Annotated in this window: 19 protein-coding genes; 9 read left to right on the forward strand and 10 right to left on the reverse strand. The window is 65.9% G+C overall.

Annotation, left to right across the window (positions count from 1 at the left end; translation table 11 throughout):
* Positions 1-2: 2 nt before the first annotated feature.
* From HCZ97_RS07380 to HCZ97_RS07390, 3 genes are all read left to right on the forward strand, one after another.
* On the forward strand, positions 3-971 hold the full coding sequence (locus HCZ97_RS07380; RefSeq protein ID WP_167688046.1) for an XdhC family protein: 969 nt from the start codon (positions 3-5) through the stop codon (positions 969-971).
* The gene (locus tag HCZ97_RS07385) at positions 968-1,963 is read left to right on the forward strand and encodes a molybdopterin-binding protein (protein ID WP_167688047.1); all 996 of its coding nucleotides are present in this window, start codon (positions 968-970) and stop codon (positions 1,961-1,963) included. The genes HCZ97_RS07380 and HCZ97_RS07385 overlap by 4 nt, the downstream gene beginning before the upstream one ends.
* A 109-nt stretch (positions 1,964-2,072) precedes the next feature.
* Positions 2,073-2,537 (forward strand): (2Fe-2S)-binding protein, encoded by a 465-nt coding sequence (locus HCZ97_RS07390; RefSeq protein WP_167688048.1) that lies wholly within the window; start codon positions 2,073-2,075, stop codon positions 2,535-2,537.
* 165 nt (positions 2,538-2,702) lie between these two features.
* On the opposite strand, the gene HCZ97_RS07395 is transcribed toward HCZ97_RS07390, so the two are convergent.
* The 8 genes from HCZ97_RS07395 to HCZ97_RS07430 all read right to left on the reverse strand — a co-directional run bounded on the left by HCZ97_RS07395 (position 2,703) and on the right by HCZ97_RS07430 (position 8,963).
* Positions 2,703-3,095 (reverse strand): VOC family protein, encoded by a 393-nt coding sequence (locus HCZ97_RS07395; RefSeq protein WP_167688049.1) that lies wholly within the window; start codon positions 3,093-3,095, stop codon positions 2,703-2,705.
* Positions 3,096-3,243: 148 nt separating this feature from the next.
* Positions 3,244-3,789 (reverse strand): translation initiation factor IF-3, encoded by a 546-nt coding sequence (infC, locus tag HCZ97_RS07400; RefSeq protein ID WP_167688097.1) that lies wholly within the window; start codon positions 3,787-3,789, stop codon positions 3,244-3,246.
* A 161-nt stretch (positions 3,790-3,950) separates the two neighbouring features.
* The gene (locus HCZ97_RS07405; RefSeq protein WP_167688050.1) at positions 3,951-4,799 is read right to left on the reverse strand and encodes a ferredoxin--NADP reductase; all 849 of its coding nucleotides are present in this window, start codon (positions 4,797-4,799) and stop codon (positions 3,951-3,953) included.
* A 61-nt stretch (positions 4,800-4,860) separates the two neighbouring features.
* Positions 4,861-5,247, reverse strand: a complete 387-nt coding sequence (locus HCZ97_RS07410) for a DUF934 domain-containing protein (protein ID WP_167688051.1) — start codon at positions 5,245-5,247, stop codon at positions 4,861-4,863.
* Positions 5,244-5,987, reverse strand: a complete 744-nt coding sequence (locus tag HCZ97_RS07415) for a phosphoadenylyl-sulfate reductase (protein ID WP_254871406.1) — start codon at positions 5,985-5,987, stop codon at positions 5,244-5,246. The genes HCZ97_RS07410 and HCZ97_RS07415 overlap by 4 nt, the downstream gene beginning before the upstream one ends.
* A 7-nt stretch (positions 5,988-5,994) precedes the next feature.
* On the reverse strand, positions 5,995-7,668 hold the full coding sequence (locus HCZ97_RS07420) for a nitrite/sulfite reductase (protein ID WP_167688053.1): 1,674 nt from the start codon (positions 7,666-7,668) through the stop codon (positions 5,995-5,997).
* Between the two features lie 3 nt (positions 7,669-7,671).
* Positions 7,672-7,971: a DUF2849 domain-containing protein gene (locus HCZ97_RS07425; RefSeq protein WP_167688054.1), complete on the reverse strand. Its 300-nt coding sequence runs from the start codon at positions 7,969-7,971 to the stop codon at positions 7,672-7,674.
* Positions 7,971-8,963 (reverse strand): NAD(P)-dependent oxidoreductase, encoded by a 993-nt coding sequence (locus tag HCZ97_RS07430; protein WP_167688055.1) that lies wholly within the window; start codon positions 8,961-8,963, stop codon positions 7,971-7,973. Before HCZ97_RS07430 ends, HCZ97_RS07425 begins: the two co-directional genes overlap by 1 nt.
* A gap of 146 nt (positions 8,964-9,109) precedes the next feature.
* Between HCZ97_RS07430 and HCZ97_RS07435 the strand changes: the two genes are divergently transcribed.
* Complete coding sequence (locus HCZ97_RS07435; RefSeq protein ID WP_167688056.1) at positions 9,110-9,571, forward strand: Lrp/AsnC family transcriptional regulator; 462 nt, start codon at positions 9,110-9,112, stop codon at positions 9,569-9,571.
* 254 nt (positions 9,572-9,825) lie between these two features.
* Here the strand turns inward: HCZ97_RS07435 and HCZ97_RS07440 are convergent, their stop codons facing one another.
* Positions 9,826-11,010, reverse strand: coding sequence for a cytochrome P450 (locus HCZ97_RS07440; protein WP_167688057.1), 1,185 nt, complete (start codon positions 11,008-11,010; stop codon positions 9,826-9,828).
* A gap of 117 nt (positions 11,011-11,127) precedes the next feature.
* On the opposite strand from HCZ97_RS07440, the gene HCZ97_RS07445 reads away from it, so the two are divergent.
* The 5 genes from HCZ97_RS07445 (at position 11,128) to HCZ97_RS07465 (ending at position 17,693) form a co-directional block, all read left to right on the forward strand.
* On the forward strand, positions 11,128-12,849 hold the full coding sequence (locus HCZ97_RS07445) for an ATP-binding protein (RefSeq protein WP_254871407.1): 1,722 nt from the start codon (positions 11,128-11,130) through the stop codon (positions 12,847-12,849).
* Between the two features lie 79 nt (positions 12,850-12,928).
* Positions 12,929-14,176: a sigma-54 dependent transcriptional regulator gene (locus HCZ97_RS07450; protein ID WP_167688059.1), complete on the forward strand. Its 1,248-nt coding sequence runs from the start codon at positions 12,929-12,931 to the stop codon at positions 14,174-14,176.
* A 352-nt stretch (positions 14,177-14,528) separates the two neighbouring features.
* Positions 14,529-15,539: a DctP family TRAP transporter solute-binding subunit gene (locus HCZ97_RS07455; protein ID WP_167688060.1), complete on the forward strand. Its 1,011-nt coding sequence runs from the start codon at positions 14,529-14,531 to the stop codon at positions 15,537-15,539.
* Positions 15,540-15,626: 87 nt separating this feature from the next.
* On the forward strand, positions 15,627-16,295 hold the full coding sequence (locus HCZ97_RS07460; RefSeq protein WP_167688061.1) for a TRAP transporter small permease: 669 nt from the start codon (positions 15,627-15,629) through the stop codon (positions 16,293-16,295).
* Between the two features lie 3 nt (positions 16,296-16,298).
* Complete coding sequence (locus tag HCZ97_RS07465) at positions 16,299-17,693, forward strand: TRAP transporter large permease (RefSeq protein WP_167688062.1); 1,395 nt, start codon at positions 16,299-16,301, stop codon at positions 17,691-17,693.
* A gap of 90 nt (positions 17,694-17,783) precedes the next feature.
* Here the strand turns inward: HCZ97_RS07465 and HCZ97_RS07470 are convergent, their stop codons facing one another.
* The gene (locus tag HCZ97_RS07470) at positions 17,784-19,133 is read right to left on the reverse strand and encodes a PepSY domain-containing protein (protein WP_167688063.1); all 1,350 of its coding nucleotides are present in this window, start codon (positions 19,131-19,133) and stop codon (positions 17,784-17,786) included.
* Positions 19,134-19,164: the final 31 nt, after the last annotated feature.

Below are 19,164 nucleotides of genomic sequence, written 5' to 3' on the forward strand. Positions count from 1 at the left end.
CCATGGATCTGTTCGACGATATCCCGGAGCGGGCGCTTGCCTGGCATCGCGCCGGCGCGGGCGCGGTGCTTGCCACGGTGATGCAGACTTGGGGCAGTGCGCCGCGCCGGGTGGGCAGCCAGCTGGCCGTCAGCGGCGCAGGAGAGATGGCCGGCTCGGTCTCTGGCGGTTGCGTGGAGGGCGCGGTGGTGCTTGAGGCGCTTGAGGCGCTGGAGGACGGCAAGCCCAGGGTGCTGGAATACGGTGTCAGCGACGATGATGCCTTTGCCGTGGGACTGGCCTGCGGCGGCACCATCCGGGTGCTGGTTGAGCCCATCGGCGCGGCCATGCCCGAGCCGCTTCTGGAAGAGCTGGTCGCGGCGCGCGCCGCCCGCCGTCCGGTCGCCTATGTCGTCCCGCCCGAGGGCGGTGAACGGGAGCTGGTGTCGGAGGGATTCGAGGAGCGCTTCCGCATGGACCGCTCCGGCCTTGAAGAGGATGGGCAGACCTTTGTCTGCATCTTCAACCCGCCGTTGCGGCTTTTCGTGGTGGGGGCCGTGCACATCGCGCAGGCGCTGGTGCCCATGGCACGGATCGCGGGCTTTGACCCGGTGGTGATCGACCCGCGCGACAGCTTTGCCACCAAGGAGCGCTTCCCGGACACCGCGCTGCACGCAGACTGGCCGGACGAGGTGCTGCCAAGGCTGGGCCTTGATTCCCGGGTGGCGCTGGTCCTGCTGACCCATGATCCCAAGATCGACGACCCGGCGCTTGAGTTGGCGCTGGAGTCCGAATGTTTCTACATCGGCGCGCTCGGCTCCAGCCGGACCCATGCCAAGCGGTTGACGCGGCTGGGCGAAGGCGGGGCGACGCCCGATCAGCTCGCGCGTATTCACGGGCCGGTGGGGCTGGATATCGGCGCGGCAGGGCCTGCGGAGATCGCCGTGTCGATCCTGGCGGAAATGGTGCGGGTGCTGAGGAAAGGCGCATGAGGTTCGGCCCCGTGCCGCTGGCGCAGGCCGAGGGCGCGCTGCTGGCCCATTCCATGCGCCTGCCCGAGGGGCGCTTGCGCAAGGGCGCGTTGCTGGGCGCGGCAGAGCTGCACGCTCTGGCGGCGGCGGGGGTCGAAGAGGTCATCGTGGCGCGGCTGGATCCCGGCGACGTTGCAGAGGATGCCGCGGCCGAAACCCTGGCGCGCGCGCTGGTGGCGGACCGGGGCGGGCTGCGGCTGGGGCGCGCGGGCACCGGCCGGGTGAACATCTACGCAGACGGCCCGGGGCTGGCGCAGGTCGACGCGCGAAAGGTCCGCGCGCTCAACGCGGTGGAGCCGATGATCACCCTGGCCACCGTGCCCGAATGGCAGCGCGTGGCAGAGCGGACCATGGTCGCCACGGTCAAGATCATCTCTTACGCGGTGCCGGGTGCGGCGCTGGAGGCCGCCTGTGCGGCCGGCGCCGGCGCGCTCTGCCTGCGCCCCATGCAGCACCGGCGCGTCGGGTTAATTCTGACGCGGATCGACGGGCAGGCCAATCCGGAGGCGGGCCGAGACGCGGTGGAGCTGCGGGTCACGCGGCTGGGCGGCAGGCTGGTGCATGCGGAGACCGTTGCCCATGAGGGCGCGGCGCTGGCGGCCGCGCTGCGCCGCGCGGCAGATGTCTGCGACGCGGTGCTGATCCTGACCGGCTCTGCCACCTCGGATCCGCAGGACGTGGCGCCGGGGGCCTTGCGCGCAGCGGGGGGGCAGGTCACGCGCTTCGGGATGCCGGTGGATCCGGGGAACCTGCTGTTCTTCGGCGCGCTTGGGGATCTGCCGGTGATCGGCTTGCCGGGCTGTGCCCGGGCGCCGGCGCTGAACGGCGCCGACTGGGTGCTGGAACGCATGCTCTGCGGGCAGGCGCTGGAGGCGGAGGATATCGCCGCCATGGGGGTCGGTGGTCTTCTGAAGGAAATACCGACACGTCCGCAGCCGAGGGATCCGAAATGAGGGCTTGCCTCTTTTCTCTGCCGGATTGCCATGGTTTAGTCCGTCAAGGATAGCCGGAACACGGCACCCGATACGGGTTTCAAAACGGGCCGCAACACAGGGGAACGCCATGCCGAGCATCAAGCTGACGGTGAACGGAAAAGCCGCTTCGGGAGAGGTGGAGGGGCGCACGCTGCTGGTGGATTTCCTGCGCGAGACGCTGGGGCTGACCGGCACCCACGTGGGCTGCGATACCAGCCAATGCGGCGCCTGCACGGTGCATGTGAACGGGGTGCAAGTGAAGAGCTGCACCATGTTCGCGCTGGAGGCCGAGGGCGCCGATGTCACCACGATCGAGGGCATGGCAGCCGAGGATGGCTCCCTGTCCGTGCTGCAGCAGGCGTTCCAGGATCACCATGGCCTGCAATGCGGGTTCTGCACGCCCGGTATGGTCATGTCGCTGGATGCCCTGCTGAAGGAGAACCCGAAGCCGTCGGAGACGGAGATCCGGGACCACTTGCAGGGCAATATCTGCCGCTGCACGGGCTACCACAATATCGTCAAGGCGGCGCTGGCGGCTTCCGGTCAGCTTTGAAGCCGGTCAGCTCTTGAATTGGCTTGCGGGGAGCCCGGTGGCTGATCGGGCCTCCGGCGGGAGTTTTTTGGCAAGAAGAAGGTTGGGGTGCGGTGCCATTGCCGTGGCGCGCGTGCCTTGCGGCCTGCCTGACGGGGTGTTCCTGGGCAGTGGGGCGGCGGGGGCTCAGGCGGTTTCGTAGAGTTCCAGGGGCAGGTCGTCGGGATCCGGGAAGAAGGTGAAGCGGGCGCCGGTGTAGGGATCCCGGCGGATCGGTTCGACCGCGACATCCTGGGCGGTGAGGCGGGCCACGGCCTTGTCGAGATCACGCACGGCGAAAGCCAGGTGGCGCAGGCCGTGGGCCTCTGGCCGCGAGGGGCGCGGCGGGGTGTCGGGGAAGGAGAAGAGCTCTATCCGGCTGCCATCGGGCAGGGCGAGGTCCAGCTTCCAGGAGCGGCGTTCTTCCCGGAAGTTTTCCATCAGGATGTCGAGGCCCAGGACGCGGGTGTAGAAATCCCGGGACCGCGGGTAATCCGAGGCGATGATCGCGGCGTGGTGGAGGCCGTTGAGGAAGGTCATGGGCGCGGGGCTTTCGTCGACTGCGGCGAGGGCAGTCTGGCGGGGGACTGCCTTTGGGTAAAGGGACGGGCCTGCGCGCGTCGAGGGGGCGCAAAAGAAAACGCCCTCCGCAAGGGGAGGGCGTTCAAACTGGCGTCGGGATGGGAGATCAGCGCGGCAGCGGGCCGATCATCATGACCATCTGGCGGCCTTCCATCTTCGGCATATTCTCGACCTTGCCGATTTCCTTGACGTCTTCGGCCACGCGTTCGAGCAGCTCACGACCAAGGTTCTGGTGCGCCATTTCCCGGCCACGGAAGCGCAGGGTGACTTTGACCTTGTCGCCCGCTTCGAGGAACTTCACCACGTTGCGCATCTTGACTTCGTAGTCGTGCACATCGGTGTTGGGACGGAATTTGACTTCCTTGACCTCGATGATCTTCTGCTTCTTGCGCGCTTCGGATTCACGCTTCTGCTGTTCGTACTTGAACTTGCCGAAATCCATGATCTTGCAGACCGGCGGGGCGGCATTTGGCGAAATCTCGACCAGGTCCAGCCCGGCCTCTTCAGCAAGGGCCATTGCACGTGCGGGCGTCACGACGCCGACATTTTCACCTTCCGCGCCGATCAGGCGGACTTCGGGGCAGCGGATTCGGTCGTTTACGCGAGGGCCGGTGTCACGGGTCGGCGGCGCGTTGTGGGGTCTGCGGGCTATGGTTTTCTTCCTTTAATCGTTATCGAATTTGAGCCGGGAAAATAGACCCGGCACCTTTGCTTTTCAAGCGCCAAAACACCTGATAGGCCCCTTGGCAAGGGTAAAACGAAAAAGGGGCGGCACGGGTTCCGTGCCACCCCTTCGCTTTATCTGCGCGCGGATCAGTCCACGAAGGCCTTTTCCACCACGTATTGCTTGGGAGCGGAATTGGCGCCTTCTTCCAGGCCGTAGCCTTCGAGAAGCTCCTTGATGTCGATGTTGAAGGCCAGGTTGCCGCAGACCATGGCGCGATCGGTGTCCGGGTTGATCGGCTCGATCCCGAGGTCCTTGAACACTTTTCCCGAGCGCATGAGGTCCGTGATCCGGCCCATCTTGGGGCTCTCTTCGCGGGTCGTCGTGGGGTAGTAGCGGATCTTCTTGTGGAAGTCCGGGCCCATCAGTTCTGCCAGCATCTCATCCTTGCGGATGCTTTCGATCAGCTCCGCGCCATAGGTCAGCTCGCCCACGGTGCGGCAGGTGTGGGTGATCACGACCTCGTCGTAATCTTCATAGGTCTGGGGTTCGCGCAGCAGGCTGGCGAAGGGCGCAAAGCCCGTGCCGGTGGCGAAGAACCACAGGCGCTTACCGGGCAGCAGCGCGTCATGGACCAGCGTGCCCACGGGCTTGGGACGCAGGATGATCTCATCCCCGACCTTGATGTTCTGCAGCTTGGAGGTCAGCGGACCGTCCTGCACCTTGATCGAGTAGAACTCCAGCTCCTCGTCCCAGGAGGGGGAGGCGATGGAATAGGCGCGCAGGATCGGCTTTGCCTTGCCGGTCTTTTCATTCACGTCGCCCATCAGGCCGATCATGACAAATTCACCCGAGCGGAAGCGCAGGGAGGCAGGCCGCGTCACGCGGAAGGAAAACAGCTTGTCCGTCCAGTGCTTTACGAACGTAACAGTCTGGGCGTCCGGCAGTGTAGGCGCCTTGGGCGCGGGAGCTTCTTGGTTCACGGCTGTATCTGTCATTTGTACACAAAGGATTTCTTACAATCCCATCCCTAGCTGGTTTTTGACCATTTGGAAAGTTTCACGCACGCTTCAGACGGTTTTGATAGCTGTGTGCCTGCCAATCTGCCCGAAATTTCCACTGTTCTTCCGGTTGGCGGGCGGCGAGCTCTTCGCTGATCTCCACTTCGTCGAAGCCACAGCGCCGCGCCATGGCATATTGATCCGCGATCACGTGGCCCGAGGCGCGCAGCTTCCCGGCATAGCCATGGTCGCGCAGCACGCGGGCGATGGTGAAGCCGCGCCCATCGGCAAAGCTGGGGAATTCGACCCTTACCAGCGCGGGCAGGCTGGCCACGTCCAGGCCGTGGGGATCTGTGTCAGAGGGCAGGGCCAGCATCTCTGCCTCGGGCAGGTCGGCGGCCCAATCGGTTTCGGCAAAGCCCTGGTCTGTAACGATAACACTCATGCTTGCGGTCCTCTCACGATCTTGCCATCCACCACGTGGATGCCGCATTCGACCTTGTTCTGTCCGCGCCAGCGTCCCGCGCGGGGATCCTCGCCGGGCGCGACGGGGGATGTGCAGGGCGCGCAGCCGATGGAAGGATAGCCCTTGGCGACCATCGGGTGCTTGGGCAGGCGGTTCTCTTCCATGTAGTTGCGCACGTCTTCGGGGTGCCAATGGGCCAGCGGATTGACCTTGATGCGGTCCGGTCCGTCGGCCTCGAAGAATTCAAGCGCGGCGCGGGTGGAGGACTGGAAGCGCTTGCGCCCCGTGATCCAGCCATCGAAGTCGCGCAGCGCCCTTTGCAGGGGCCGCGTCTTGCGCAGGTCGCAGCAGGCATCGGTGTCGAACTGGTGCAGGGTGCCGTCGGGATCTTCCCGCGCCACGTCCGTTTCCGCGGCATGGATGACCCGCACGTCCTTGAGGTTCAGCCGCTGCGCGACCTCCTGCTGGTACTCCAGCGTTTCGGCAAAGAGCATCTGCGTGTCGATGAAAAGCACCGGCACGGTATTGTCGATGACCGAGACAAGGTGGAGCAGCGCGACCGATTCCGCCCCGAAGGAGCTGACCATGGCAAGGTCGCCCACATCGTGGTCCTTCAGGGCAAGCTCAAGCACCGAGGTGGCGCCGTGATGCCGGTACCGGTTGTTCAGCATGCGCACCTTCTCCGCGATCTCGGGAGCGGGCGCGGTGCTGAAATCCATGGCTGCTTCAGGCGGCATTGGCTTTGCTTTCGGCTTTCTCTGGGTAGAGCGCGGCCTTGAAGGGCCCCACGCCCAGGCGTTTGTAGGCGTCCAGGAAGGTTTCCTGCGGGCCGTCGCGTTCGGCCAGGTAGGTCTTCACGATGGTCTCGATCGCGCCGGTGATCTCATCAAAGGCGAACCCGGGGCCGGTGCGGTCGCCCACGCGGGCGTCTTCGGTGCCGTCGCCGCCCAGGGTGATCTGGTAGTTCTCCACCCCTGCGCGATCCAGGCCCAGGATCCCGATGTGACCCACGTGGTGGTGGCCGCAGGCGTTGATGCAGCCGGAGATCTTGATCTTCAGCGGCCCGATCTCATGCTCCAGCTTGAGATCCTCGAAGCGGCTGGCGATCTCCTGGGCGACCGGGATCGAACGGGCCGTTGCCAGCGCGCAATAATCCATGCCGGGGCAGGCGATGATATCCGACACCAGCCCGATGTTGGCCGTGGCCAGACCGTGTTCGCGCAGCTTGGCGTGCACCGCCGGCAGGTCCGACTTGTGCACATGGGGCAGGATGACGTTCTGCTCATGGGAGATGCGCAGCTCATCGTGGCCATATTGCTCTGCCAGGTCGGCCATGGCGCGCATCTGCTCGTCCGTCGCATCGCCCGGGGTTTCGCCGTGCTTCTTCAGTGAGATGGAGACGATGGCATAGCCGTCGTGCTTGTGCGCGCTGAGGTTCGTATCGGCCCAGGCCCGGAAGACCGGATCGGCGTCGCGGGCGGCTTCGAAGGCATCGACGGGCGCATTGCGGAAGGCGGGGGGCGCGAACATCCCCCGGATCTCTTCCAGCATCTTCTGATCGACGCCGCCGAACTGAGGCTTCACCTCGGCAAAGCGGCGCTCTGTCAGCTCACGGAAGCTCTCGAGGCCGTTTTCATGCACGGTGATCTTGATCCGCGCCTTGTACTTGTTGTCGCGCCGACCCAGCATGTTCCAGGTGGAAACGATGGCTTCGCAATAGGGCAGCAGGTCCGGCTCGGGCACGAAGTCGTTGATGACCTTGCCGATCATCGGGGTGCGGCCCAGGCCGCCGCCGACCAGGACCTTGTAGCCGATCTGCCCGTCGCGCTCGACGATCTGGATGCCGATGTCATGGGCACGGATCACCGCCCGGTCGGCCTCGGCCCCGGTGACGGCGATCTTGAACTTGCGCGGCATGAACTGGAATTCCGGGTGGTCGGTGGACCACTGGCGCAGCAGCTCCGCCACGGGACGGGGGTCCGCGACCTCATCCGCGGCGGCGCCTGCGAAATGGTCCGCGGTCACGTTGCGGATCGTGTTGCCCGAGGTCTGCAGCGCGTGCATCTGAACCGTGCCGAGCGCATCCAGGATATCGGGTACATCCGGCAGCTTGGGCCAGTTATACTGGATGTTCTGGCGCGTGGTGAAATGGCCGTAGCCCTTGTCCCACTTCTGCGCGATCGTCGCCAGCATGCGCATCTGCTCGGAGCGCAGCGTGCCATAGGGGATGGCGACGCGCAGCATGTAGGCATGCAGCTGCAGGTAGAGGCCGTTCATCAGCCGCAGGGGGCGGAACTCGTCCTCTGTCAGAGAGCCGTCGATGCGGCGTTCGACTTGGGAGCGGAACTGCGCGTTGCGCTCTGCAAGGAAGGCCGTGTCGAATTCGTTGTAGCTATACATGGCTTACGCCTCCGCTTGCTTGCCGTGGAAGTAGTTGGAGGGTCCGGTACGGCGGAACTCCTCTCTGAAATGGGTGGGGACGGGGCCCGCGTCGCCATCGGCCATGTCCGCGAGGTAGGCCCCGACGATCTGGTCCTGCTGCTTCGCGGCCTCGGCCAGGCGCTCCTTGGCCTGGGTTTCCTCGCTCAGCAGCTCTGCTTCTGAGAGCGCGCGGGTCCAGGTCCCCTGAGCCGTGAAATAGACCACATCGCCCTCAAGGAGCGCGTTTGCGGTGACGACTTTGGGCGTGAAAGCGCGGGGCATCAGGCTGTTTCCTTCCATTGGGCCGCTTTCGGCGCGGCAATGCCGGGAATGAGGTCAAGCGGCAGACCGGTTCGGCGCAGGGCCGCGATCAGGTGCCGGGGAAGCGTATCGGCGGCCAGGTACAGCACATGGGCGCCAGTGTCAGCCTCCAGTGAGAGGATCTGGTGAAGCGGGGGAACGGTGGGCCGCGAAAGCGAAAGGTAACGCGCCTCCCGGCGGCCGAGTTCCAGGATTTCGGGCGCGATTTCAGCGTCATGCACGATGACATCCGCCCGGTCGAGCGCCTTGCGGGCCTTCAGCGTCAGCAGCTCGGGGTCTTCCGAGCCGGTGAAGGTCAGCGTGAGGCGTCCGCCATCGGCGGGGGTCTCAAGCGCCTCGGCCAGCAGGGTGTCCAGCGCCTGGTCCAGGTCCTGGCCGGCGGCATGCGCGGCGGGGCCCGCCTCGGCGAACCACCGCTCCCAGAAGGTGCGGCGGGTGCGACCGGGGGCCAGCGCCTCTGCCCGCGGACGAAAGGCCTGGGCGGCCCGTGCCAGGTCGGCGGTCGAAGCGGGCAGGCGCTCTTCCAGATCCCGCTTGACGGCACGGGCCAGCATGGGGGCGGCGCCCTCGGTGCCGATGGCGACGGTCAGGGGCGCGCGATCGACCATGGCCGGCGTGATGAAATCGGAGGCTTCCAGGTCATCGACGACATTGCAGAGCACGCCCGCGGCGCGGGCCAGCGCGGCGGTGGTGGCATCCAGCGCGGCATCCTCGTCAGCGGCATAGACCAGCGTGGCGCCGGCGAGATCGGCGGCGTGCAAGGGGGCCTCGAGCAGCGTCAGCCGGCCCTGGTCGGCCCAGGAGCGGATCAGGGGGACGGGGGCCCTAGCGTGAACGGTGATCCGCGCGCCGGTCTTCAGCAGCAGGCGCAACTTGGCAACCGCAGCATCCCCGCCGCCCGACAGCAGGATGCTGGCGCGGTCCATATCGAGGAAGATCGGAAAATGACGCATGGTTCTGGTTTCACCCCGGACGTTGACTTGCCCTCAATATAGGAAATAGTCCCTGACCTAGGCCATGGGGCCGGGGAAATAAGGAATTCTGTTTCCTGCCGGTGCAGTGAACCGGTATCCGTTCCACCAGAGGGGAGAAAGGGCGAATGACTGTCCGTCTTGACGAAACAGACCGGAAAATCCTTTTGCAATTGCAGCAGGACGCGGCGCAATCGCTTGATGATATCGCCCGCAAGGTGGGCTCATCCAAGACCCCGGTCTGGAACCGGATCCGCAAGATGAAGGAGGCCGGGATCATCGGCGCACAGGTCGCCCAGCTGGACGCGGAGGCGCTGGGCTTCGATGCCTGCTTCTTCGTGCTGATCCGCACCTCCGAACATGAGGCTGACTGGCAGGCCGCCTTCCTGAAAGCCCTGAAGGACCGCCCCGAGGTGCAGGAAGCCCACCGCCTTGCCGGGGACATCGACTATATCCTGAAGGTCCGGGTCAGAAATGCCCGCGCCTATGACGCCTTCTACCAGGCGCTGATCTCTGAGGTGAAGGTGCACAACGTGACCGCGCTGCTCTCCATGGAAGAGATCAAATCGACCAGCGCGCTGCCCCTCTGAAAGAGGCGAAATCCCCGTCGGTACAGCATCTGTATCGTGTCGGTCTTGCGTCGGTATCACGTCGGTGCGCTCCGAACGCCCCGGTGTGCTTTCGGTAAGGTTTGAGCAGGGGGGCTAGCCCCCCGCCGCTGACGCGGCGCCCCCCAAAGTATTTTGGGCCAGATGAAGGAGGGATCCTGTCTTCATCTGGCTGGAAATACTTCGGGGGGAGTCACCGTAGGTGACGGGGGCTGGCCCCCGAACTCCGGTGGCCGTCAGATCCGAACCATCAGTTTCTCGAGCCCGTGGAAGTGGTAGAGATCCGCGTAGCGGGGCTCTTCCGCAAGGGACAGATTCGGCCAGCGTTCGAAGAGGATCGGCAGGGAGTGCTTGAGCTCCAGCCGTGCCAGTGGCGCACCGATGCAGAAGTGGGCTCCGGCGCCGAAGGCGGTATTGGGCTTGATGGGGCGGGCGGGGTTGAAGCGGTCCGGGTCCTCGAAGGCCTGGGGGTCGCGGTTGGCCGCGCCCAGCACGCAGGCCACCTGGTCGCCGCGCCGGAAGGTGCGGCCGTGAAGCTCGATCTCTTCCAGGGCGTAGCGGGTGAAGATATGCAGCGGGGGATCCTGGCGCAGGATTTCCTCTACTGTGGCGTCGACGGTTTCGGGGGTGAGCCAGCGCGCGGCGTCGCCGTGGCGCAGCAGGGCCAGCACACCGTTGCCGGTGGTGTTGACGGTTGCCTCGTGCCCGGCGTTCAGCAGCAGGATACAGGTGGCGACCAGCTCGTCCATGGTCAGGCGGTCGCCGGATTCCTCGGCCTGGAGGAGCTCCGTGATCAGGTCATTGCCCGGCGAGGTGCGGCGTGCTTCCGCGTGGTCGCGGATGTAGGCGGCGAAATCGAGGGCGGCGGTATTGGCGGCCTCTTCCAGGGCGCGGTCGCGGCGGGCCTGGTACATGGCGACCATGGTGTTGGACCAGTCCAGCAGCTGCGGCGCCATCTCTTCCGGCACGCCAAGCATCCGGGCGATGATGATCGCAGGCAGGTGGTTGGCAAAGGCTGTCAGCAGGTCGAAGGGTTCATCCTGGGGGAAATCATCGATCAGCCGGTGGGCCAGCGCTTTGATTTCCGGTTCCAGGCCGGCGATGCGCCGCGAGGTGAAGGCGCGCAGGGTCAGACCGCGCAGGCGCTTGTGGGGATCGCCGTCAAGCGCAAGCATCGACAGGCCGTCGACGGCGTAGAAATCGCGCACATGGTCGGGGATGGGTTGGGCCAGCTCTGGCGGGCATTGGCTCCCGAAGCGGCGATCGCGCAGGATCGCGTTGACGGCGGCGAAGCTGAAGGCGGCGGGCATGTCGTAATCCGTCCAGTCATGCAGCGGACCCTGTGCGCGGGCCGCTTCATAGAAGGGATAGGGATTCTGGACGAAGGCGGGGTCGGTGGGGGATTGCGTGAGGATAGCCATTCCGTCTTGATAGGCACGGTGCGGCGCTTGGCAAGAGCCAGTGTTCATCCGGGCCAGTCTTGATCCCGGGTCGTCGTCATCTGCAAGGGAGGGTTTTCATCGATGCGCCGGGGCGGGATGGTTTTGGCATTGCTGCTGGCGGTGGCCGTCGTTTCGGCGGCGGTGTTCCAGGTAGGCTACCGGCAGTCGCTGAACGCGCTGGCGCAGCGGGGGGAATCGGACCTGGCCCTGGCCTCTGACCGGTTGACGGGGCAATTGCAGCGCTACCAGGACCTGGCCGTTCTATTCTCGGATCATCCGACGTTGCGGTCGGTCAGTGCCGGGGCCTTTCCCGGGGCGGCGGCGGACCTGATGTTGCGGCTGGCGGATCGCACGGGCGTGCTGAACATGGCCTACCTCGATGATGCGGGCAATGTCCTGGCAGAGGCGCGCCCCGGGGCCGTGCCCGATACCGCCTATATGCGCGAGGCCATCGACCGGGCCCGGGAGGGCGCGCTGGGCCATGCCCATGGGGTCGATCCCGGCGAGGAGCTGCGCGCCTATGTCTTTGCCGCGCCCAGCTATGCGCCGGAGGGCGGAGTCATGGGGATCCTGGTGGTCAGCGTGAACATCGAGCTGCTGGAGGACGAATGGCGCGGGGATCGCCCGGCGGTCTTCTTCACCGATGACGTGGGCGAGGTCTTCATCACCAACCGCTCCGAGGTGCTGGGCTGGCGGCGCAGTGCCGACGGGTTGTCCGTGAATGCTCCGGGCGGAGAGGGCGGCCCGGTCAACGCGCGGTTCATCGGCGGGCGGGAGCTGTGGCGAATCAACTGGTCGCCCTACCTGCCGCGCCGCGCCCTGCACCTGATCCGGGACCTGCCCAAGGTGGGCATGCAGGCAGAGGCGCTTGTGGATGCCGCGCCGTCGCGCAGGATCGCCTCGCTTCAGGCCACTGTCGTGGGGCTGGTGCTGCTGGTTTTCGGGGGCGCGCTGATCGCGGCCCAGGCACGGCGCCAGGCGCTGGCAGAGATCAACGCGGGGCTGGAAAGCCGGGTGGCCGAGCGCACGGCGGAGCTGTCCGGCGCCAATGCCCGGCTGCGCCGCGAGGTGGCCGAGCGCCAGGAGGCAGAGGCCCGGCTGAAGCGCGCGCAGGATGAGCTGGTGCAGGCGGGCAAGCTGTCTGCGCTGGGGCAGATGTCCGCGGGGCTGAGCCATGAGCTGAACCAGCCCCTGATGGCGATCCGCCAGTTCGCCGACAATGGCGCACTTTTCCTTGAGCGGGGCAAGCCGGAGAAGGCGGCGGAGAACCTGACGCGGATCGAGGCCCTGGCCGGGCGCATGGGGCGCATCATCCGCAACCTGCGCGCCTTTGCCCGCCAGGAAAGCGCCCCGGTGCGGCGCATCGACGTGACGGCGGTCATCGCCACCGCGCTGGAAATGACGGAGGGGCGTCTGGCCCAGGAAGGGGTGCGGCTGGAGCGCAAGGCCCCGGATGATCCGGTCTTTGCCATGGGGGGTGAGGTCCGCCTGGCCCAGGTGCTGGTGAACCTGATCACCAATGGCATCGACGCCATGGCGGGATCACAGGAGAAGGTGCTTGAGATCGTGCTGACGGGCGGTCCGCGCCCCGAGATCCGGGTGCGGGACACGGGCCCCGGGATCGCCGCGCCCGAGAAGATCTTCGATCCCTTCTATTCCACCAAGGAGGTCGGGGCCTCGGAAGGGATGGGGCTGGGGCTGTCGATCTCTTACGGGTTGGTGCAGAGCTTTGGCGGCGCGATCCGGGGGCGCAACCATCCCGAGGGGGGCGCGGAGTTCACCGTGCAGTTGCCCGGCGTGGGGCAGCGGGCGGCGTGAGGGGCGGTGCCGGGGCGGGGACCACTCGCCATTCGGGGCGGCGCTGGGTAGGTTTCGGCTGTGAAGGCGCGGAGGCGAGATGACGAAGACGGTCCTAGTGGTGGATGACGACCAGGCAGTGCGCGAGGCGCTGGCCCAGACGCTTGAGCTGGCGGAGCTGTCGCCCATGGTCGCGGGCTCTTTCATCGAGGCCAAGGATCACATCGGGCCGGGGTTCGACGGGGTGGTCCTGTCCGATATCCGGATGCCGGGGCGCGATGGCTTCCACCTGCTGGATCATGCGCTGAAGGCCGATCCGGAACTGCCGGTGATCTTGCTGACCGGAGAGGGGGATATCCCGATGGCCGTGGCTGCGATGGATCGCGGGGCCTTCGGCTTCCTGGAAAAGCCCTGTGCCACCTCGGAGCTGCTGCCGGTGATCGAGCGGGCGCTGAAGACCCGCGGGCTGGTGCTGGAGAACCGGCGTCTGAAGGCCCAGCTGGAACAGGGCGATCCGGCCTCGCGCATGATCTTCGGGCGGTCCGAGCAAAGCCAGGTGCTGCGTCGCCAGGTGCGCCAGGTGGCGGCCACGGCGGCGGAGGTCCTGGTGACCGGGGCGCCCGGTGCGGGGATCTTCAAGGTGGCGGAGGTCATTCACCTGTCTTCCAGCGCGGCCCAGCGGCCCTTCGTCAAGCGGGCCTCTGCCGGGCTGGGCGTGGCGGGGCTTGAAGCCGCCTTTGCCGAGGCCGCGGGGGGGACGCTGTACCTGGACGAGGTCAGCCAGCTTGCCGGAGAGGTGCAGTTCGCGCTGGTCGATCGGCTGGAGCAGGGGCCCGGCGCGCGGCTGATCGCGGGATCGAGCGCGGACCTGGAAGCGGCGGTGGAGGAGGGGCGGTTCAGCCCGGACCTGTTCTATCGCCTCGATACCATGCGGGTGCACAGCCCGGCGCTGAAGGAACGCCCGGAGGATATCCCGGTGATGTTCCGCCAATATGTCAGGCAGGCCGCCGAGCAGGCCGGTCTGCCCGCCCCGGAGGTCACGCCCGAGGTCATCGCCGCCCTGATGGCGCGCGACTGGCCGGGCAATGCCCGTGCGCTGATGAGTGCCGCCATGCGCTTCGTTCTGAGCGGGGGCGAGGGCGAGGAGGCCTCTGCCGTGGGGCAGAGCGACCTGGGGCTGACAGACCAGATGGCGCAGATCGAGAAGAGCCTGCTGGCCAATGCCCTGCGCCGGCATGAGGGGCGTGCGGCCGAAGTGGCCGAGGCGCTGAAGCTGCCGCGCAAGACGCTCTATGACAAGCTGGCGAAATACGGGCTGAAGCCGGGGGATTACCGGCAGGGCGAGTGACCGGCGGGGCGCGATGCGCTTGCCTGCGCGCTGGGCGTGATCCCGGCGGGCGCGTGCCCCGGGTGGCCCCGCGTTGCCGCCCCGGGTTGCCATGATTCCCGTGTTGGGGGAGTGTGCGGAAATCCGCACAAATTGCGCCGCTTACTGTGCGGATCTTCGCACGGAATCCCGCGCGGACTTTCATTAATACGTGAAGATCGCGCTCTAAATTGAAGTTTTCAAATATAAATTCCGGCGCAACCACGCCTTGAATAGTTTTTCTTGAGTGCGAGTGCCCTTCGGCTGAATTTTACCTCAGTCAGGTCTTCGGGGGACGAAGGCCGTGGACAAGGACACTCGGGAGGAGATCCAGATGAAATTCATGACCACCACTGCCATTGCACTGGGCATGGCCTTTGCCGCCGGTGCCGCAAGCGCGGACACGATGGGCTGCGACGACGGCGAGACCGTCATCAAGTTCAGCCACGTCACCAATACCGACAAGCACCCCAAGGGGATCGCGGCCAGCCTGCTGCAGGAACGTGTCAACGCAGAGATGGACGGCACCGCCTGCATGGAGGTCTATCCGAACTCCACGCTTTATGACGACGACAAGCTGCTGGAAGCCATGCTGCAGGGCGACGTCCAGCTGGGCGCGCCGTCGCTGTCCAAGTTCGAGACCTTCACCAAGGTCTTCCGCATCTTCGACCTGCCCTTCATGTTCAAGAACATGGAAGCCGTGGACGCCTTCCAGCAATCGGAAGCCGGCCAGGACATGATGTCCTCGATGGAGAAGCGCGGGCTGGCCGGCCTGGCCTTCTGGCACAATGGGCTGAAGCAGTTCTCTGCCAACAAGCCGCTGCTGATGCCGGAAGACGCCGAAGGGCTGAAGTTCCGCGTGCAGCCCAGCGACGTGCTGGTCGCGCAGATGGAAGCCATTGGCGCAAGCCCGCAGAAGATGGCCTTCTCCGAGGTGTACGGCGCGCTGCAACAGGGCGTCGTGGACGGGCAGGAGAACACCTGGTCCAACATCCTTGGCCAGAAGTACTACGAGGTGCAGGACGGCATCACGGAGACCAACCACGGTCTGCTGGATTACATGGTCGTCGCCTCTGTCGACTGGCTGGACAGCCTTGAGCCCGACACCCGCGAGCAGTTCCTGACCATCCTCGACGAGGTGACGTCAGAGCGCAACGCGGCCATCCAGGAAGTCGACATGGCGGCCCGCCAGGGCGTCCTTGACGCCGGTGGCACCATCCGCGAACTGACCCCGGAGCAGCGTGAAGCCTGGGTCGAGGTGATGAAACCCGTCTGGGAACAATTCACCGATGACGTCGGCCAGGAAAACATCGACGCCGCGCAAGCCATCAACATGAACTACTGATCCACCCTTTCGGGTGAAACGAAGGGCGCGGCTTTGCCCGCGCCCTTCGTACATGAGGCAGAAGTCATACCAAAAGGGGGAGAGGCCATGCATCCGGCACCGGGCGCCAGTCTCATGGACAGGATCGAGGAGACGCTGATCGCCGCGATCCTCGGGATCATGACGGTGATCACCTTCGCCAACGTCGTTGCGCGATACGTCTTCAATTCAAACATTCTCTGGGCGCTGGAATCGACCGTCTTCCTGTTCGGCTGGCTGGTCCTGCTGGGCGCCTCATACGCGGTGAAGAAGAACGCGCACCTGGGCGTCGACGCCATCGTCGATATCGTCTCTGCGCCGGTGCGGCGGGTGCTGGCGCTGATCTCCATCGCGGTCTGCATCGCCTTTTCCTTCCTGCTGCTGAAGGGCGCCTGGGATTACTGGGCCAACTTCGCCAACCTGCCGCAGACCACCGGGCGGTGGTTCCCCACCGGCTTCGAGGAGAGTTTCCGCCCCAAGGCCTGGTACGAGGTCAACGACATCCCGATGCCCGAGTGGATCCGCTTCCTGGAAGACGCGATGAACGACGGCGACGAATACGAGAAGATGCCGCGCTTCATCCCCTATGCCGTCCTGCCGCTATCCATGGCGCTGCTGCTGTTCCGCTTCTGCCAGGTCGCCGTGAAGATCTGGACCGGCAAGCTGGACCGCATCGTGGCCAGCCACGAGGTCGAGGACGAAATCGAGCAAGTCCGCGAACAGCGGGGAGAGGTCTGAACCATGGAAGTCGTCATTCTTTTCGGCATGGTCATCGGCTTCATGCTGATCGGTGTTCCGATCGCGGTCTCGCTGGGCATGTCCTCCATCTGTTTCCTGCTGTGGTACGGGGACACCTCCATGGCCGCCATCGCGCAGACGCTGATGCAGGCCTTCGTGGGGCATTTCACGCTGCTGGCCATTCCCTTCTTCATCCTGGCATCCAGTTTCATGTCCACGGGCGGGGTGGCGAAGCGGATCATCCGGTTCTCCATCGCCTGCGTGGGGCACTTGCAGGGCGGGCTGGCCATCGCGGGCGTCTTTGCCTGCATGATCTTCGCCGCGCTCTCGGGCTCCAGCCCCGCGACCGTCGTTGCCATCGGCTCCATCGTGATCGGGGCGATGACCCAGGCGGGCTACACCAAGGATTTTGCCGCCGGTGTCATCTGTAACGCGGGCACGCTGGGCATCCTGATCCCGCCGTCGATCGTGATGGTGGTCTATGCCACCGCGGTGGACGTGTCGGTGGGGCGGATGTTCCTGGCCGGGGTGATCCCGGGCCTGCTGGCCGGCCTGATGCTGATGGTGGCCATCTGGGTCATGGCGCGAATCCGCAACATGCCCAAGGGCAGCTTCGCGGGCTTCGGCGAGGTCTGGGCCAGTTTCCGCGAGGCCTTCTGGGGCCTGATGCTGATCGTCATCATCATGGTGGGCATCTACGGCATTCCCGGCGTGACCGGCGCGATCTTCACCCCGACCGAGGCCGCGGCCGTTGCCTCCATCTACGCGTTCATCGCCGCGGTCTTCATCTACCGCGACATGGGCCCGCTGAAGGAGACCGAGGGGCGCGCGAAGTCGAGCCTGCTGAAGCGTCCGCAGGCGCTGGTGACCGCCTGGTTCCACCAGGACACCCAGAAGACGCTGTTCGAGGCCGGCAAGCTGACGATCACGCTGATGTTCGTCATCGCCAATGCGCTGATCCTCAAACACGTGCTGACGGATGAGCAGGTGCCCCAGCATATCGCGGAGGCCATGCTTTCGGCGGGCTTCGGGCCGGTGGTCTTCCTGATCGTGGTCAACGTGATCCTGCTGATCGGCGGCCAGTTCATGGAGCCCTCGGGCCTGCTGGTGATCGTTGCACCGCTGGTCTTCCCCATCGCTATCGAGCTGGGGATCGATCCGATCCACCTGGGCATCATCATGGTGGTGAACATGGAGATCGGGATGATCACGCCCCCGGTGGGTCTGAACCTCTTCGTCACCTCCGGCGTGGCCGGGATGCCGATGATGCGGGTCGTGAAGGCGGCGGCGCCCTTCCTGGCGGTGCTCTTCGTCTTCCTGATCCTGGTGACCTATGTGCCCTGGATTTCGACCTTCCTGCCGAACTCGGTGATGGGACCCGAGATCGTGACCAACTAGACGGTCACATCGGATCAGGCATGGTGGGGTGCACCCACTTGCGCATTGGGCGGCGTCCGGGAGACCGGGCGCCGCTTTCGCTTGCAGGGGTCAGGCCAGGCGCTTGCGCCGTCCCAGCAGGTAGACCACCAGTTCGACCGCAACCAGCACCAGCATGGACAGGCCGACCAGCGGGAAGAAGATCCCCGCCGCCAGGGCCATGATCATCAGCGTGCGCGGGATGCGCCAGTCCGCCGGGACCTGGGGCACGCCAAGCGCGCCGGAGGGGCGGCGTTTCCACCACATCGTCGCGCCGGAGACCGCGAGCATCGCCATGGCCATGCAGGCCATCAGCAGGACGATCTGGTTCAGCAGGCCCCATTCCTGGCCCATGTGCACGCTGATGCCCCATTCGGCCCAGCGACCCAGGGTGCCCAGATCCTGCAGACCGGCGTCATAGAGGACGTCGCCGCTGTACTGGTCCAGGTGAATGACACGCTCATAGGTGATGTCGTTGGGATAGACGGAGGCGGTGAAGACCCCGGTCGCGCCACTGGGCATGGAGATCGCGTAGCCGGGTACGATCCCCAGCTCCTCGACCTTGGCCACGACCGTGTCGAGCGCCTGCGGCACGCCCTCGGCGGCGGTGGAGAGCGGCATGGGCTGGTTTTCCATGATCCAGGGGGCGCGGTCCACGGCCTCTGAAACGGGCTGGGTCGAGACGGGCTTGTTCGACCAGTAGCCATCCGGCATCCCGAGGCCGAGCGCATAGGCGTATTCGTAGAACTTGCCGCCCCAGACAGAGGACCAGGGCAGGCCGGTCATGGCCAGGAAGACGATGAAGATCGCGCAGTAGAACCCGGTCACCGCGTGCAGGTCGCGCCACCAGGGCCGCCCGCGCTTGGCCTTGATACGGGTGGTGCCCAGCTTGCGCCCGCGCGGCATCCACAGGAACAGGCCGGTGCCCACCAGCAGGACCATCCAGCCGGCGGCCATCTCGATCAGGCGATTGCCCAGCCAGCCGACGTATTCCAGCGAGTGCAGCTTGCGCACGACGTACATCGCCGGGCTGCCGGCCGCACCGCCGTCCCAGAGGCTGCCCAGCACCTTGCCGGTGTAGGGATCGACGTAGAGCGTGTCCTTCAGGCCGTCTTCGCCCAGTATGTCGACCTCTGCGCTGCGATCGGGCGCGGGGGCGGGCTGATAGGACTTGAGCGTGCCGGGGTGGGCTTCAAGCGCGGCGGCGGTGATCTGGCTGGCGGGCAGGGCGGTGCCGCCGGTCTGGACGAAGCGCAGGTTGCTGTAGGCGGCATCGTTGATCTCATCCTTGAAGAGATAGATGCCGCCGGTGATCGCCAGGATCAGCATGAAGGGCAGGACCACCAGCCCGGCAATGAAATGCCAGCGCCAGATGGCCCGGTAGAGCGCGGCCGAGGCCCCGCGGTGTGTCTGTTCGGTCATGGTACCATTCCGATTGGCCCCGTTGGCCGGG

This window comes from Pseudooceanicola sp. HF7, assembly GCF_011806405.1.
Classification (GTDB): Bacteria; Pseudomonadota; Alphaproteobacteria; order Rhodobacterales; family Rhodobacteraceae; genus Pseudooceanicola.